We start from the raw sequence: 16,513 nt of genomic DNA on the forward strand, positions 1-16,513 counted from the left end.
TTCACCGCGACGGCTGGACGGACAGTGGGGAACCAACCCGCACCTCTTCGGTTCCAATGATCGTGCGGGGTGCACCCGTCCATTGATCGAGGGCCTCATGAGAAAATTCCCATGCAGTTTTCCGTGGCGCGGCTTGGCTGTCGCCATCATGCTGGCCGGCTGCGTACAGCCGGTCCAGGCCGTTCCCAGCTTCGCCCGCCAGACGCGGATGGATTGCTTCGCCTGCCACGTCAGCTGGCCGGAACTGACGCCGACGGGCCGCCAGTTCAAGCTGAACGGCTATACGCTGGGGCCCCGCCCCGCCCTTCCGCTCGCCGGTATGCTCCAGTTGTCGTATTGCGCGACCGACAAGCGGGGCACGGACTTCGCCGCCAGCTTTCCGAAGGATCGGGAGGTGGTCCTGCAACAAGCAAGCCTGTTCTACAGCGGCAAGCTGGCCGACCATGCTGGCATCTTTTCGCAGTTCAGCTACGATGGCGTCGAGCACCACACCAGCATCGACAACGTCGACGTACGATACGCGAACCACGTCGCCCTCGCGGGGACGGATGTGCTGTACGGCTTCATGCTGCATAACAACCCCCAGGTCCAGGACGTGTGGAACACGACCAGCACGTGGGGATTCCCGTTCTCCTCGTCGCCCGCTGCGAACGTGCCCGCCGCGGCGCCGCTGATCGAGGACCTGGGCCAGCAAGTGGCCGGCCTCGGCGCGTACGTGCTGTGGCACGACACCGTGTATGCGGAAGTGACGGCCTATCGCACCAGCAATCACCTGTTCAACCCACTGCGGCTGGGCGTGAACCGCGCCGAAGCGGCCTCCCTGGACGGCTACAACCCCTATTGGCGGCTGGCGCTGCAGCACGACTGGGCGGACGGCACGCAATCGGCAATGATCGGGACCTATGGCCTGGTCGCGGACGTGTTCCCGGACAATCGGGTCGCGGCCGGGCCCACGGACCGTTACCGCGACATCGGCGTCGATGCGCAATACCAGTACGTCACGGATCGCCACCGCGTCACGGCGCAACTCAATTACCTGCGCGAGACGCAGACATGGAGCGCCGCCGCACAAGCCAGCAACGGCACGGACCGGCTCCACGTGTTCCGGGCGAAAGCCACCTATTACTACGATAAAAAGTATGGCTTCAACGCCGCCCGTTTCAGCCTGCACGGCAGCGCCGACAGCGCGCTGTACGACACTGGCGAGGCGTTCACGGGCAGCGGTAACGGCAGACCCGACAGCTCAGGCTGGATCACCGAGTTGAACTACCTGCCGCGGCGCGACATCCGGCTGACGCTCCAGCTGACCCACTACAACAAGTTCAACGGCGCCTCACGCAATTACGATGGCTTCGGCCGCCGTGCATCGGATAATGACACCGCCTACCTGCTGGCATGGTTCATGTTCTGACCGAACGCCCTGCATCGCCGCCGGCGGCCACCGGGACGCCAACGCCGCCGCGGCCGCCGGCACTGCGAACAGCCGGCTATTTCGGCGGCGCGCACATTTCCGGATTCATCTTCACGCGATTCGGCAGCGGCCAGGTGGCGGGCTGTTTGACGACCTGCACACGCAGATAGCCGTCGTTGTTGCCATAGGTTCCCGGCGCATCGTCCATGGCCAGCAGCAGCTCGGCCGTGATCTTTGGAACGAAGCATGTCTGATGGCGGATCAGGAAGCGATAGCTCTCCGGGCCGATCTTGCCCACCAGCGCCCCGATGTGCAGGACCGGATCCGGCTCTTCCGGATCCGCCGGATACGCGTCCCTGCCGTAGCCTTCGGGGCCGTAATACGGGTACAGCTGCTCGACGCCCTGGCCGCCGTGCGACCACAGGCCGTCGCCCTTCACGCAGACAAATTCCCGCGGGGTCACCGTGATGCCCGTGCCCATCCATTCGACGTCGGCGGGTACGATCAGACACTGCCGCGTTACCCCCTCCTGCGCGGCCGCTACGCCGGCGAGCGCCACAAGGCCCGCAAGGGCGCCCGCCAGCGCGCCCGCGGCCCGTCGCAGCGCCGTGGATGTCATTGCTCGTACATGATTTCGTGTGTTCATGGCCAGCTCCTTTGTGTAGTGAACCGGGGCGCGCATGCGCAACTGCCCATGCTCGCCCCACACCCGGAGCATATGCACCATGGCCGCAACCGCCAGCCGCGCGGCCAAGGCGGCTGACCGGCGTCAGAGCCGTTGCCGAACGCTATGCCGCCGCGGCCTTGCCGCGCTTCGGCTTCGCCTTGGAACCGTTCAGCGTCGCCGCCTCGCGCATCAGCTGCTTGAAGGCTGCCGCGTCGACTTCCTCGCCCTGCCGGATGTCGATCGCGCGGCGCGCATTGCCGTCCAGGCTGGAGTTGAAGAGGCCAGCGGGATCGGGCAGCGCGGCGCCTTTCAGGAACGTCAGCTTGACCACCGCCTTGTACGACTCGCCGGTGCACAGGATGCCGCCGTGCGACCACACCGGCGTGCCCATCCACTTCACTTCCTCGACGACGTCCGGCACGGCTTCGTGAATCAGCCGGCGCATCCGCGCCAGCGTGGCGCCGCGCCAGTCGCCTAGCGACGCGATCTTCTCGTCGATCACAGCCGTTGCCGGCTGCGTGCCGGCACTTTCCGCTTGCCTCATGTCTCCTCCTGTGGGCGTTTCGATCAATCCGGCTGTGCCAGCACCTGCTCGAGCGAGCCGAAGAACTTCTGCCAGCCGTACTGCGCGCCAGTGTAAGCCTGATCCTGGCCAGGCTGGAAGCCCATCTGCTCCATGCGCACGTGCGTGCCCGTGCCGGTCGGCGTCAGCGTCCACGTGACGACGCTGTCCAGGCCCATTGCCGCCCACGTGTAGCTGAGCGTACGGTTCGGTTCCACGGTGCGCACTTCGCAGTCGACCGAGCCCCAGTCCCCGCGCAGCGTGAAGTGGCGGCCGACGTCCGGCACGAAATCGTTCTTCATCAGCCACGCTTCGATCAGGTGCGGCTGCGTCAGCGCGCGCCACAGCTTTTCCGGTGGATGGGAAAACTCGCGTTCGACGACGACGGAGCGGGTTTGCAGGGCGGTATCGTTCATCGCTTCTTCCTTTCGTTGGGGTTATTGGTCCATCCGTTTCAACAGGTCTTCCAGGTCGTCGAATTTCGCTTCCCAGAAGCCGGCCATCTCCTTCGTCCAGTCGACCAGCGGCGCCAGGGCCGCCAGCTGCGCGCTGTAATGCGTCTGGCGTCCGGCCTGCCGGTCGCGCACCAGGCCGGCCTGCTTCAGGACACCCAGGTGCTTCGACACGGCCGGCTGCGACACCAGCGCATGCGCCGTCAACGCGCCGACGGTCTGCTCCCCTTCCCTGCAGAGCTGCTCGAAGATGGCCCGCCGCGTCGGGTCGGCGAGCGTGCGGAAGAGGATGTCGTGGGCGCTGCTCATTTGATTCATCCTTTGATTCATCCTTTGATTCATCACCGGCTGGTTATGGATTAATCATAGCTGGCGGGTTATGAGTCGTCAAGTCAATTGTGCGATCGGCGGAAGCATGGCGGCCATCCGCGGGCGCGGTTTCCGCGTAAGCTCCTGTACGCCGTGGGCGAAGCGACTCCCGTATGATGAGTTCAGGGTGCTGTTGGCGCCACGGCTCCGCCGCCGGCGGGGTTGGCGTCGGCACGTGCCGTCGAGCGCGCCTTCGTAGCGATCCACGGTTCCTGCCTTGATCACGTTGCGGACCCGGCTCCGCCGGGGACCCGGCAGCGTCGAGGTGGACCTTCGTACGGTCGCCATCGTTACCCCGGCGGGATGCGTGCCCCGCCGTGCACAGGGCGCACGTCGAGACCGCCGGTACGGAACGGCAAATGAATGTCCCTTTGCAGGAGGATAGATGCCTGAAGTGGTTCCCGTGTTCCTGGTTATCACCGCCGTCATCGCATGGCTGAATGCACGCTACCTGAAGTTACCCTCGACGATCGGCGTCATGGCTGCCGCATTGATGTTGTCCGCGCTGACGCTGCTGCTGGACCACATCGGATACGGACTGCCACGGGATTACGCTGCCGACCTGTTCAGTAGTATCGACTTCTCCGACGTGCTCATGGAGGGAATGCTGAGCATCTTGCTGTTCGCTGGCGCGTTGCAGGTCGATTTAAGGCACTTGGCGGCCTATCGATGGCAAGTCGGCACGTTGGCCGTATTCGGCACCGTCGCGGCGGCGCTTCTGGTCGGCGCGGGATTGTTCTATCTTCTACCGCTGGCCGGCCTTCATCTTCCCTTCTCCTCCTGTTTGGTGTTCGGCGCATTGATTGCTCCGACCGATCCCATTTCGGTGACGGCCTTGTTGCGCAAGGTCGGGGCGCCGGCCAACCTGGAAACGGTCATCTCGGGGGAATCACTGTTCAATGACGGCGTGGGGATTGTCGTGTTCACGATAATGACTACATTCGCAGCCGAGCACCACGCTCCGGGCGGGTCCCAGACAGCCATGCTGTTGATGCGTGAGGCCGGTGGCGGCATCGCGTACGGGCTGGCACTGGGCGCGGTGACATACCAGATGCTCAAGAGTATCGACAGTTACCAGGAAGAGGTACTGCTGTCGGTCGCCGCCGTCCTGGGCGGATATAGCCTGGCGCACGTACTGGAGGTCTCAGGTCCGCTTGCGATGGTCGCGGCGGGTATCCTGATCGGTAATCGCGGGCGTCGTAAAGCGATGTCCGATCTCACCCGGGAGCAGCTTGACCAGTTTTGGGAACTGCTCGATTCGATGCTTAACGCCGTGCTGTTCGTGCTGATCGGCTTCGAAGCGCTGGTGCTGCCATTTTCCGGCACCCTATTGGGCGCAGGCCTCATGGCCGTGTGCATCACGCTGTTTGCGCGCCTGCTCACGGCCGGCCTGCCTGTCGCGGTGCTCGGCAGCCGGTCCGGATTACCGAAGGGCGCGTGGCAGGTGCTTACCTGGGGCGGCTTGCGCGGGGGGATTTCGGTAGCCCTCGCGCTGGCACTGCCGCCCGGCGCCGAACGGGACGCGATCGTCACGATGACCTATATCGTGGTGGTGTTCTCGGTACTGGTCCAAGGGCTGACCGTCGAGAAACTGGTGCGAAAAGTCGTGTCCTGCCCTCCGCCGGACGAGCAGCGTGGCAAGCGTGGAGGCGTGCATGGTTGAGCGGGTCGGAGTGAACGTGCGAAATGCTCGCGCCACCTCGACAGGCCGGCGCGCAAGCGCGGTGGCAAGGGCACGTGCCGTGGCAGCGCACAGTCCCTTCAAGCATCCAGGCCCGATAGCGCTGAGCCGTCGCCGGCCTGGCCGCGGGATATGACCGAAAGACTGCCATCGGTTTCCAGCACCACCGCCTCGATCAGGTCGAGCCCTCCATAGCCGTGTTGACGTACCGCGCCGAGCACCTCATCGCTGGTGACCCGGACCCGCTTTAACGCATCCGGGCACAGTTCGCCCCGCAGCACCAGCACGGTCGGCGCCGTCTTCACGATCCGGTTCAGCAGGGAACTTCTTACGCAGGACCATGTGACGACAAACTGCATCGCCACGAGCAATGCCAGCGCCGCCAATCCGACAGCCAGGCTGACGTTCCTGTTGACCAGGATCGTCGCCAGGGTGGACCCGAACGCGACCGTCACGACGAGGTCAAAGGCATTCATTTTGGACAGCGTACGGTTACCGCTCAGGCGCAGAAGGACCACCAGTGCAGAGTACGCAAGCGCGCCAACCACGGCGACGCGATAGATATTGCTCCAGTCGGCAAAGAACATGGCACCTCTACGGTTAACGAATCATGTTGAGAGCGTTCGCGGAACCGCTGCCGCGCAACCGGCCACACGGCGCGGCATTCACCGCCGGACCACGTCGTCCCTGTCAGCGGCGTCCGCTCCGCCAAAGCGTACCGGCCGCGGCACATCACCCTTCCCTGCCGGCCAACCTTCACGCTGACGCCGCCGATCTCCGTCGGTCATCTCGGTCTGATCATGAAACAGTATCTGGTGGGTCGGGTACGGCAGATCGATGCCATTCTCGGTCAGCACGACCTTTATTTTCTCCAATACCTGATCCTGCAATGCCAGGGCATCGGCGCGCCGGGGCGGCTTGATCCACCAGCGGATCCGCAAGGTCACCCCGGCATCCGCATACGCGAGAAGTAACACATCCGGCTCTGGCGTGGCCTCGACTTCGGGAATGCCGCGCATCGCGTCGAGCATCAATCGTTTCGCCATCGCCACATCATCGCTATTCCCGATCACGACATCATATTGCAATCGCCGGGCCGGGTACGCGGTGTTGACGATGACCGTCCCCTTGTACAAATCCGCGTTGGGAATGATCACCATTCGCCCGTCATACGTTCGCATGGTTGTCGCACGGGTTTCAATCTGCTCAATGGTCCCTTCAAAATTCCCAAAAACGATCTGATCGCCGATCTTGTATGGTTCCGTGACAAGGATCAGGATGCCCGCGAGGAAATTTTCAAAGATATCCCTGAACGCGAACCCGATCGCAATGCCGGTAATGCCCAGCGCACTGATCAGATTCCCCGGCGTGAACGATGGGAAGGCCACGGTCACCGCCAACATCACCCCGAGCAGGATGAGTCCCCATTGCGTCATACGGCCGAGCACGGTGACGAGATTGTTGTGATACTTGCGCGCGCTGATTTTCTGGACAAGGCTGCGCGCGTGCCGTGCCACGAGCAGGAACATCAGCAATACAAGCGCGGCAATGACCAGGTTCGGCAACATCCGCACTGCGGCGGCGCCCAGCGCATGCAGGCGCTGGTAAGCGATCGCGATTTCCTCTGACATCGGCAAGCCCCTCGCAGCATCAGGTACTGTTGAAAGATCGGCGCAACATTCGCCATGCGCGACCGCGCCGGCAAGCGGAGCCACGTCGGCCATGTGCATCCGCCGGTGAACGCCGCAAGCGACGCCGCTAATACGGAGAGCGATCGAATCGTCCCTCCTCAACGTTGACAATGTATGCGTCGATACCCGACCAGTCGGACAGGTTGAACACGGAATCGGAATCGGAGAGCTTGCGTATCTCGATCTGCTGGATCGACAGCGGCACCCCTGCATCGCACTCACGCGGCGGGGCCAGCGGACGCACGAAGTAAACCGCGCCTTCATTGTCGCTCCATGTGTTCCTGACCCTGCGGGCGATGAAATCCTTTCCGTCAGGAGTGCTCTCAACCAGTAATGCGGTCTGCTCGCTGACGCCGATACCGCGGATGGACGTTTCCCCCTCGATACCCGCGGCCGCGGGCACGCCACCAAGACATCCGGCAGCTCCCGTCGCGCCACCGAGCCTTGCCAGGAAAGCGATCAAGCGGCCCATCCGCTTTCGCCGGTCGAAGTGCGAGTCGGTGAGTACACCGACCAGAGGTGCTGGCGCGAGAAAGCTCTTCGACTTGTCACGCGGGTCCGGATCGATGGTGATGCGCGGATCGAACGGGTTGGCAAGCGCCGCGGTCGAATCGATGCCGCCTTGTAGTGCCGAGAAGCTGTACTGGCCAAGGATCGCAAGGCCCGCACTCGTGCCGCCGATCGGAACGTTTTTGTTCAATAACTCCATCAGCGTTCGATCCAGCGCGGTATCCTTCCAAAAGCGGATGTAGCGGCTCTGGTCGCCGCCGGCGATGAACACCGCGTGCGCACGGCTGACGATCTCGTTCACGAACGGATTATTCGCTGCGGCCCTGCTTGGAATGACGAGGGTCTCGACCGAACTCAGCCCAAGTGCCGCCCCGCCAACCCAATCGCGTTCTGCTGGTTCATCTGTGCGTTCTCCCGGCCCGCTGTAGTAGATGTACGGATTGTAGGCGCCCGCCCCACTCGCCCGCAGCACGACGAAGCGCCCCCCTGTACCAGGGCGGATCCCGGCTCTGCGGATCATCCAGCGAAAGGCCTTGTCGACATCCGGGCCGCCTCCCATCAGCACCATGCCGGAGCGCGCCTGATCCGGTGGAACCGCGACGGGGATTGTCGGGTCCCCTACGGAATAGTAGGTGTAGCCGATTCCCTGCGCCTGTACTCGCTGCATCCGGACGGACAGGAAAAAGACCAGCAACAGAACAATGACAGGATTTCTGCGATACCTGGAAATCATATTTGACGAGGTCTAAAATGCCGGGCAACCTAGTCGCATCCTAGCACTTCACTGCCGCAGAGAATCATGCATGGACGTATCGTGCGCGACCTTGGGGCGCCCGGCGGGGCCGGACCGGTAGCGTCCTTCGATTCATCGGAAGGGGAATGACACTTGCCGCGCCACGCCGCCGGCTCCCGGCCACGCGGCGCAGCGGCGGCGGCTACATTTTCCAGCGCATCGACAGCCCGACCACCCTGTCATACCGCCGGATATCGCGCGGATTGCTGGCGATGCCGTGGTAGTCGTGGTAGGTGCGGTCGTTCAGGTTCTCGACGTCCAGCGTGATGCCCAGCTTGTCGTTGATCTTGTAGGTGATCGACGCATCGGCCGTCTTGATCGGATCGACGATCAGGTCGAAGCCCAGGCCACGGTAGTTGTACGTGTCGACGTAGCTCGAGCGGTAGTTGTACGCGAGCCGGCCGGACCACGGCCCCCGCTCGTACAGGGCGACGATGTTGAACGCGTTCCTCGACATGTTGACGAACGGGTTTTTGACGCCGTTGTCCATCAGGTGGCCTTCCATGTACGTGTAGTTCGCTTCCAGCCCGAACCCGCCCAGCCAGCCCGGCAGCCAGTCGTAGAACTGGCGGTACGCGAGCTCGATGCCCTTCAGCTCCCCGCCTTCGACGTTGCGCGGGCGCTCCGTCAGGTAGCGGATGCCGTTGACGGTCTCGAACGTGTTGCGGCGGATGACGTAGTTCTTGAAGTCGTGCTTGAACAGCGTGGCCGTCAGGCTGCCGGTCGGTGCGAAGTACCACTCGCCTGCCACGTCGTAGTTCGTGCCTTCGACGGGTTTCAGGTTCGGGTTGCCGCCGTTCGCCGTCGGGTCCACCGTGCCGCCGCCACCGTTGTTGTACGTGGTGCCCGGGTTGAAGTCGGCGAACGCCGGGCGCTGGATCGCCTTGCCGGCATTGAAGCGCCCAATGACTTGTGGCGTGATCATCGCCTTCAACGTCAGGTTCGGCATCGCGTCGGTGGACGATGTCTTCTGGTTCACCGGCACCGGCACCTGCACGCCGTTCACGAACTCGCCGGAGAAGCCGTTCACGTCCAGCTTCGTGCGCACCACGCGCACGCCGGCCGTGCCTTCGACGGGAACGGCGCCGACGGTGAAGCCGAAGCGCGTCTTGCCGTAGATGGCGCTGGTGTCTTCCTGGTTCGTGTACAGCGAGTACGGGTCGGCCGCCTGCCGGCCCGCCGCGCGGCCGTACAGCTGGCGCAGCTTGTCCATGTTCGCATGCAGGTAGCCGGCGCACGGCGTAACCCAGCTGGCCAGGCCATAGTCGTTCGCCATCGGGAACGACGTGCACGCGAAGCCGGACAGCGAGCCCACCGCTGGCAGTCCCGCAGGCGGCGCGATCTGGCCGTTGCTCTCATGCTGGTACGAGGCGTTGCGTTCGGCGAGCCGCACACCGAAGCCGATCTCGCGGATCAGGCCATCCGAGCCGGGGTTCCACGTCGCGTCGGCACGCCAGTCGTTCGACGCGCCGTGCGCATTGCTCCACTGGTCGAAGAACGTATGCATCCGGTAGTTCGCCGGATTCATCATGTCGTAGTTCGGATACGTGAAGTAGCCCCCGCCGTTGCGGTAAGTCTCGCCGCTGACCGTCGGCGGCGACGCGAGCAGGTCGAGGATCGGGAAGTCCTGCTTCCACTTGCTGTTCGTGCGCGCCAGCTCGGTCGTGACGGTCCAGTCATCGTTGACTTTCCAGCGCGCGCCGATCGCGCCCTGGTGGGTTTCCGAATCGTCGTTCGGCGCCTGCGTCGACGACAGCGTGAACGGGTTCGCGTTCGTGCTCGTCACCGCCGCCACCTGGTTCGTGCCCGGCATCAGCGTGTACTGGGAATTCGGGCCCCAGCCCTGGTTGGCGACGAAGAACTGGCGCTGCGCATCGTGGTCGACGCGGGTGGACCAGCCTTCGGCGAACATCTCGAACGCCTTGCTGGGTCGCCACTGGAACGCCCAGTTCGCGGCCGTACGATCGCGCTTGCCCTCGTACAGCACGTGACCCAGGTCGTTCGGGCCCGTCACCGGCGAGGCCGCGCCCAGCACCGCGGTCGGCGGCGAGTTCCACGTGACCTCGTCGTGGTAATGGCCCTTCTGGTACGACAGGCCGAGCAGCGCGCCGAACTCGCCGAAGTCGCCCTTCCAGCGGTTGCTGATCGTGCCCGACACCTGCGGGTCGTTGGTCTTCGATTTGTCGCGGTTCTCCACGCGCCCGGCCATGCTGGCGTTGAAGCCGGCGAAGTCGAACGGCCGCGCGGTGCGCACGTCGATCACGCCCGCGGTGCCGCCTTCGACCATCTCGGCGCCCTGCGTCTTGTACACGTCCACGCGCTGCAGCATCGTCGTCGGGATGTCCGCCAGGTACAGGCTGCGGTCGCGCGACGTGTACACTTCGCGGCCGTTCAGCAGCGTGACGAAGCCTGTCAGGCCGCGGATCACGACGTTGGCGGCCTCGCCATACTCGCGGCGGATCTGCACGCCGGACACGCGGCCGAGGATCTCGGCCACGTTCTTGTCCGGGAACTTGCCCGCTTCCTCGGCGACGATCGAATCGATCACTTCATCCGAATTCTTCTTGATGGCCTGGGCGCTCTGGGCGGCGCGGCGCACGCCCGTCACGACCACCGTCGGCCCTGCCGATGCCTGCTCTCGCTCGGCGGCCCCCTGCGCGTCCTGCGCCCACACGGATGCGGGCGTCACGATGCCGGCCGCGGCCAATGCGGCAACCGTCATCTTCAAGTTGAATGGGCGTGCGGGTACCGTCCCGTTGGCGGGTGTATTCATCTTCGTCTCCATGGTTTTGATTTTGTTCGCGCCGTGGCGGCGCGATTTTTTCGTATGCAACGCAACCAATCTTAGTGAGCCTGCGATGCAGCATCCAATCAAATTTTGCGGGCGTGCGATGTCAAAAGATGTATGGGCCGAGGAAGATGAAAAAAACGCGCAGTTCGCATTAGCTGAGCTTTCACCCCGGAACGAAACTTCTCGCAGACATTACGGTCGCTCCTGCTGCCGGGGTGCAACCGCCGCCCGCAGCCAGTGCTCGGGGATGATGAGTGCTGCAGCGTCGAGAACCATTTGCCAGCCGGCGTAATTGGCCAGGTAGCGGCTCGCGACACCGCAAAAACGGCGCAACCACATCTTGAAGCGGCCATGCCAGCCGTTGACGCCGTTGACATGGATAGCGCCGCGCGCGTACTCGCCGGCGCGCACGTTGATTGCCCGATGGCTGATCCCGGCCAGCTTCGCAAATCGCGGATACGCGACCGCGCCGTCGCTGACCAGCAAGGCATCCAGCGCGAGCACCGGTTTCAGGTAGCGCAGCAGGCGCTCGGCGTCGGGCTCGCCGCGCCCCGCATGGAAAGCGTGCGTGGTCTTGCCGCGATCGCGCGCGACCAGCACACACTCGTGCTGCTGACTGATGCCGCGGCACGTGGCCTTGCCACCGCGTTTGCGCGGCGGCCGGTCGAGGTGGCGCGAGCCCTTCTGCGATTCGAGCACATACGTTTCGTCGGCTTCCACGATGCCCTTCAATGTTGGCGGCTCCTCGCGGCGCACGGCCGCGACGAACCGGTGGCGCCAGCGAAAGCTGGTCGATTTCGCGACCGCGACGCGTTCGGCAGCCGCGCGCACCGTGCGCGAGTCGAGCAAGCACTGGAAATAGGCGAGCCATTTGTCGCGATGCCGCAGGCGCGCCAGCGGCGTCCCGGTCAGCGCATTGAAGCTGTGGTGGCAGGCGATGCAGCGATACCGCTGCAAGCCATTGGCGTGGCCGCTGCGGTGACAGCGCGCATTGCCGCAATGTGGGCACGCACATCGCCCCTTCGCTTGTTCGATCAGGGCCAGGCAGCGCCCCGGCGCCTCCAGCGCGGCGAGCCAATCACGCAAGCAATCGATCTCGTCAGCCGACAGCGGCAGCTGCGCCAGCGCGCGGAACAGGTGCTGAAAGCCATTCGTGCTCATGCTTGCCTCCTGTTATCGATGAGTTATCTCAACAGAAGGTAAGACAGCGTTGACGCCAGGCAGTTCCCCAATTTTGCGCGGACAGCGCGAAAAAAAAATGCGCGCCGCCGGTATCGCCGGCGGCGCGCATCGAGAGGGTCAGGTGAAGCGGTGCGGCTTGCCGCTTACAGCTTCCAGCGCAGCGACAGGCCGATCACGCGGTCGTAGCGGCGGATGTCGCGCGGGTTGCTCGGCACGTTGTGATAGTCGTTGTAGGTACGATCGCCCAGGTTCTCGACGTCCAGCGTGATGCCGAGGTGGTCGTTGATCTTGTACGACAGCGACGCGTCGATCGTCTCGATCGGATCGACGATCAGGTCGATCGGGCCGACCGGCGGCAGGATCGCCCGGTAGTTGAACGTGTCGACGAACTTGCTGCGGTAGTTGTAGGCGACCCGGCCGGACCATGGACCGCGCTCGTACAGCACGTTGATGTTGTAGGCGTTCTTCGACATGCCCGGGAACGGCGTCACCTTGCCCTGGTCGTTCAGGTGGCCCTTCATGTACGTGTAGTTCGCCTCGAGACCGAAGCCGCCCAGCCAGCCCGGCAGGAAGTCGTAGAACTGGCGGTAGCCGAGCTCGACGCCTTCCAGCGTGCCGTCGTTGACGTTACGCGGCCGCGACATCCGGTACTCCTTGCCGTCGATCGTTTCGCGGGCCAGCGATGTCAGGATGTAGTCCTGGAACTTGTGCTTGAACACGGTCGCGGTCAGGCTGCCGGTCGGCGCGAAGTACCATTCCAGCGCCACGTCGGCGTTCTTGCCCGTCACCGGTTTCAGGTCCGGATTGCCGCCGGCGCCGTCGTACAGGCCCGAGCCCGGCGACGTTTCGGTGGTGCCCAACGACTGGCCCGGATTGAACAGGTTGAACTCCGGTCGCTGGATCGCCTTGCCGGCGTTGAAGCGGGCGATCAGCGTGTCCGTCAGCGTGGCCTTCATCGTCAGGTTCGGCAGCACGTCGGTGTCGGACGTCTTGCGGTTCACGGCGACCGGCAGGCCATTCACCTGGCTGAAGCCGTTCACGTCGAGCTCCGTCTTCACGACGCGCACGCCGAACGTGCCTTCGACCGGGATCGGGCCGGCATCGAAGCCGAAGCGCGTCTTGCCGTAGAAGGCCGTGGTGTCTTCCTTGTTGCTGTACAGCGAGTACGGGTCCGGCGCCGTCTGGCCGTTGCGGCCGTACATCTTGCGCCAGGCATCCAGGTTGGCGTGCTGGTAGTCGCCGCAGATCACCAGCCACTGGCTCATGCCGTAGCTACCGGCCATCGGCATCGACGGGCAGGTCAGGCCCGGCAGCGAGCCGACCGCCGGCAGGCCGGCTGGCGCGGCCAGGAAGTTCGCGCTCTCGTGCTGGTAGGCCGCCTTGCGTTGGGCGAGACGCACGCCGCCGGAGAACTCGCGGAAGAAGTGCTCTTCACCGTTGTTCCACGTGACATCGGCACGCCAGTCGTTCGACTGGCCGCGCGATTCTGCCCAGTTGTCGATGAACGCGCCCAGCGTGTAGTTGGCCGGGTCCAGCATATTGGTGCCCGGATAATCGAAGCGCGCGCCGCCGTCGACATAGGTCTGGCCGACGATCTTGGTCGGATGCGCGAACATCTCCATGATCGGGAACGATTGCTGCCAGTGGCTGGTGGTGCGGGCGAATTCGGTGCTCACGCGCAGGTCGGGGGTCACCTTCCACTTGGCGCCGATCGCGCCCTGGTGGCTCTCGGAATCGTCCTGCGGCGCCTGGTTCGAGCTCAGCGCGTACAGGTCGCCGGTCGACGTCACAGTGTCGATCTGCTTCGTGCCCGGGAACAGCGTGTACGTGGTGCCGGCGTTCCAGCCCAGGTTACCGATGAAGAACTGGGTCTCGCGGTCGTGTTCGATACGGGTCGACCAGCCTTCGGCATACACCTCGAGGTTGTTGGACGGCTTGTACTGGAATGCCCAGTTGCCGGACCAGCGATCGCGCTTGCCCGTCGTGCCGCTGTGGCCGAGGTCGCGCGGGCCGGTGATCGTCGGGTCGCTCGTCACGGTGTTGTCCGGCGGCGAGTTCCACGTCACCTCGTCCTGGTAGTGGCCCTTCTGGTACGACAGGCCGACCAGCGCGCCGAATTCGCCGATGTCCGTCTTCCAGCGGTTCGAGACCATGCCCGCCACTTGTGGGTCGTTCTTGTTCGACTTGTCGCGGTTCTCCACGCGGCCGTTCAGGCTCGCCGAGAAGCCCTTGAAGTCGAACGGGCGCGACGTGCGTACGTCGATCACGCCGGCGGTACCGCCTTCGACCATCTCGGCGCCCTGCGTCTTGTAGACGTCGACACGCTGCAGCATCGTCGTCGGGATGTCCGACAGGTACAGGCTGCGGCCGCTCGACGTGTACACCTCGCGGCCGTTCAGCAAGGTGGTCAGGCCCGGCAGGCCGCGGATGATGACCGTGCTGGCCTCGCCGCCGGCGCGCAGCACCTGCACGCCGGTCACGCGGCCCAGCACCTCGGCCACGTTCTTGTCGGGGAACTTGCCGGCATCTTCCGCGACGATCGAGTCGATCACTTCGTCGGAGTTGCGCTTGATCGTCTGCGCGCTTTGCGCCGCACGGCGCACGCCGGTGACGACCACGGAGCTGATCTGCGCGTCGGCCTGCGCCTTGTCGGCGGCGGCCTGGGCATCCTGGGCCCGCACGGACGCGCTGGAGAGAATGCCCGCGCCGGCCAGCACGGCGACGGACAGCTTGAGTTGCAGGTTTCGGGACGGCGCGGAATGCCCGATGGAGGACGGTGCCATGAAGGTCTCCTGTCAGTTATAGTTTTTGTAAAAAGGGTGTGGCAATACTGTTACTTTCGTTCCGGGAGCCAATATTAGTGACCGCACCCTTACCGATCCAATGATTTTTTCGCGTTTTTCGATATCGATATGAATATCATTGGCCAGGTTCGCTCCCACATTCCGGGCAACACGGGGTTTCGTTCTCGCAGGTTGTTGCCACACCGGGAATCCTTTACGGAACAGAGACTTAGGTTTCGAACGACCGTGCTGACAAGCAAAATGTGAGCGCAACCGCGGCGTTCCGATCAAATGGGTGAGCGAAGCTGGTCGCAGCCCGGTGCTGTATCGAAATCGCAACAGCGGCTGGTCAAAAAAGCCGCGTGCGGCCGTCATTTCCGCGCCTGCAGCCCGGTGACGAGCGCTACACTGGGCCGTTTCTGCCACGGAGGTGACCATGACGGCTGTACCGACGGCGTTGGACGAGCGCGTCGCGCGCAACACCCGTACTGTCGACACGCATGTGCTGGAGACTGGCTGGTGACTGGCCTGCTGGACACCCTGAGGCCGCAGCGCATCCTCGTGTTCCGCGCGCTGCAACTGGGCGACATGCTGTGCGCCGTGCCGGCATTGCGCGCGTTGCGGGCCGCCGCACCAACCGCCCGCATCACGCTGGTCGGCCTGCCGTGGGCCGCGCAGCTGCGCCTCCGCTACCCGCATTATCTCGATGACTTCATCGCCTTCCCCGGCCATCACACGCTGCCGGAGCAGGCGTTGCGGCACGAGGAGCTGCCCGCCTTCCATATGGCGCTGGCACGGCGCCATCCCGATCTCGCGATCCAGCTGCATGGCGACGGTTCGCGCACCAACGCCATCGTGGCGGGATTCGGCGCGCGGGCCAACGCCGGCTTCCATCCGGCCGGCGAAAGCCCGCTGCCGGGCTGGGATGGCGTGCCATGGCCCGCAACGGGGCTGGAGCCGCACCGGCTGCTGCCGCTGATGGAACACCTGGGCGCACCGGCGCACGGCACGCACCTGGAATTTCCCCTGTACCCGGCGGACGACGCGGAACTGCACGCATCAGGCCTGGCCGACGACCTCGAACCGGGACAGTACTTCTGCATCCATCCCGGGGCGCGCAGCCGCGACAAGTGCTGGCCGATCGAGCGCTTTGCCGAGGTGGCCGACCACATCGCGCAGGCGTGGGCGCTGACACCCGTGCTTACCGGCGCGGCCAACGAGGCCGGCCTGGCGCATGCCGTCGCAGAGCGGATGCAGGCGCCGGCGCGGATCGCCGCCGGGCCGATCTCGATTGGCGCGATGGCCGCGCTGATGGCGGGGGCACGGCTGCTGGTCTGTAACGACACGGGCGTGTCGCACCTCGCCGCGGGCCTGAAGCTGCCCAGCGTCGTCCTCTTCAACAAGGCCGACATCACGCGCTGGGCGCCGGAAGACACGGACCTGCACCGCTGCCTGTGGGACCCCGGCGGCGAACGGGCCCGCGAAGTGATGGCCCATGCCGATGCGCTGCTGGCGCGCGGCGCAGGTCAGGCACGCGCGTAGCGAAGGCGCTGTCACACGAGCTGATGGATGGGCTCAGTTGCCCGATGCATAGGCGAATTTGTTCACGGCGGGATGACGG

General features: G+C 64.6%; 14 protein-coding genes. 3 read left to right on the forward strand and 11 right to left on the reverse strand.

Translation table 11 applies throughout. The annotated features are described in order from the left end of the window. Positions 1-97: 97 nt before the first annotated feature. On the forward strand, positions 98-1,411 hold the full coding sequence (locus IP92_RS14740; protein WP_229418790.1) for a cytochrome C: 1,314 nt from the start codon (positions 98-100) through the stop codon (positions 1,409-1,411). 76 nt (positions 1,412-1,487) lie between these two features. On the opposite strand, the gene IP92_RS14745 is transcribed toward IP92_RS14740, so the two are convergent. From IP92_RS14745 to IP92_RS14760, 4 genes are all read right to left on the reverse strand, one after another. Then, positions 1,488-2,057: a LecA/PA-IL family lectin gene (locus IP92_RS14745; protein WP_158206642.1), complete on the reverse strand. Its 570-nt coding sequence runs from the start codon at positions 2,055-2,057 to the stop codon at positions 1,488-1,490. Between the two features lie 142 nt (positions 2,058-2,199). Next, positions 2,200-2,622 (reverse strand): DUF1801 domain-containing protein, encoded by a 423-nt coding sequence (locus tag IP92_RS14750; RefSeq protein WP_145876180.1) that lies wholly within the window; start codon positions 2,620-2,622, stop codon positions 2,200-2,202. A 23-nt stretch (positions 2,623-2,645) separates the two neighbouring features. Then, positions 2,646-3,056 (reverse strand): SRPBCC family protein, encoded by a 411-nt coding sequence (locus tag IP92_RS14755; protein ID WP_145876182.1) that lies wholly within the window; start codon positions 3,054-3,056, stop codon positions 2,646-2,648. Between the two features lie 21 nt (positions 3,057-3,077). Further along, entirely contained in the window at positions 3,078-3,401 is a 324-nt protein-coding gene (locus IP92_RS14760; RefSeq protein ID WP_145876184.1) for an ArsR/SmtB family transcription factor, read from the reverse strand. A 445-nt stretch (positions 3,402-3,846) separates the two neighbouring features. Here IP92_RS14760 and IP92_RS14765 point away from each other — a divergent pair, with 445 nt between their 5' ends. After that, on the forward strand, positions 3,847-5,124 hold the full coding sequence (locus tag IP92_RS14765; RefSeq protein ID WP_145876187.1) for a cation:proton antiporter: 1,278 nt from the start codon (positions 3,847-3,849) through the stop codon (positions 5,122-5,124). Between the two features lie 98 nt (positions 5,125-5,222). Here the strand turns inward: IP92_RS14765 and IP92_RS14770 are convergent, their stop codons facing one another. The 7 genes from IP92_RS14770 to IP92_RS14800 all read right to left on the reverse strand — a co-directional run bounded on the left by IP92_RS14770 (position 5,223) and on the right by IP92_RS14800 (position 15,267). Further along, on the reverse strand, positions 5,223-5,729 hold the full coding sequence (locus tag IP92_RS14770; protein WP_145876189.1) for a DUF421 domain-containing protein: 507 nt from the start codon (positions 5,727-5,729) through the stop codon (positions 5,223-5,225). Positions 5,730-5,807: 78 nt separating this feature from the next. Continuing rightward, a complete protein-coding gene (locus IP92_RS14775; protein ID WP_199271871.1) occupies positions 5,808-6,866 on the reverse strand; it encodes a mechanosensitive ion channel family protein in 1,059 nt (352 codons plus the stop codon). A gap of 34 nt (positions 6,867-6,900) precedes the next feature. Then, on the reverse strand, positions 6,901-8,076 hold the full coding sequence (locus tag IP92_RS14780; protein WP_145876191.1) for a cyanophycinase: 1,176 nt from the start codon (positions 8,074-8,076) through the stop codon (positions 6,901-6,903). A gap of 202 nt (positions 8,077-8,278) precedes the next feature. Then, positions 8,279-10,909: a TonB-dependent receptor gene (locus IP92_RS14785; protein WP_145876193.1), complete on the reverse strand. Its 2,631-nt coding sequence runs from the start codon at positions 10,907-10,909 to the stop codon at positions 8,279-8,281. Positions 10,910-11,119: 210 nt separating this feature from the next. Beyond that, positions 11,120-12,088, reverse strand: coding sequence for an IS1595 family transposase (locus tag IP92_RS14790; protein ID WP_145876195.1), 969 nt, complete (start codon positions 12,086-12,088; stop codon positions 11,120-11,122). Between the two features lie 164 nt (positions 12,089-12,252). Then, a complete protein-coding gene (locus IP92_RS14795; protein ID WP_229418791.1) occupies positions 12,253-14,892 on the reverse strand; it encodes a TonB-dependent receptor in 2,640 nt (879 codons plus the stop codon). A gap of 12 nt (positions 14,893-14,904) precedes the next feature. Beyond that, entirely contained in the window at positions 14,905-15,267 is a 363-nt protein-coding gene (locus tag IP92_RS14800; RefSeq protein ID WP_145876198.1) for a hypothetical protein, read from the reverse strand. Between the two features lie 144 nt (positions 15,268-15,411). On the opposite strand from IP92_RS14800, the gene IP92_RS14805 reads away from it, so the two are divergent. Next, entirely contained in the window at positions 15,412-16,434 is a 1,023-nt protein-coding gene (locus tag IP92_RS14805) for a glycosyltransferase family 9 protein (RefSeq protein ID WP_229418792.1), read from the forward strand. Positions 16,435-16,513: the final 79 nt, after the last annotated feature.

This window comes from Pseudoduganella flava (assembly GCF_007830495.1).
GTDB lineage: Bacteria > Pseudomonadota > Gammaproteobacteria > Burkholderiales > Burkholderiaceae_D > Rugamonas > Rugamonas flava.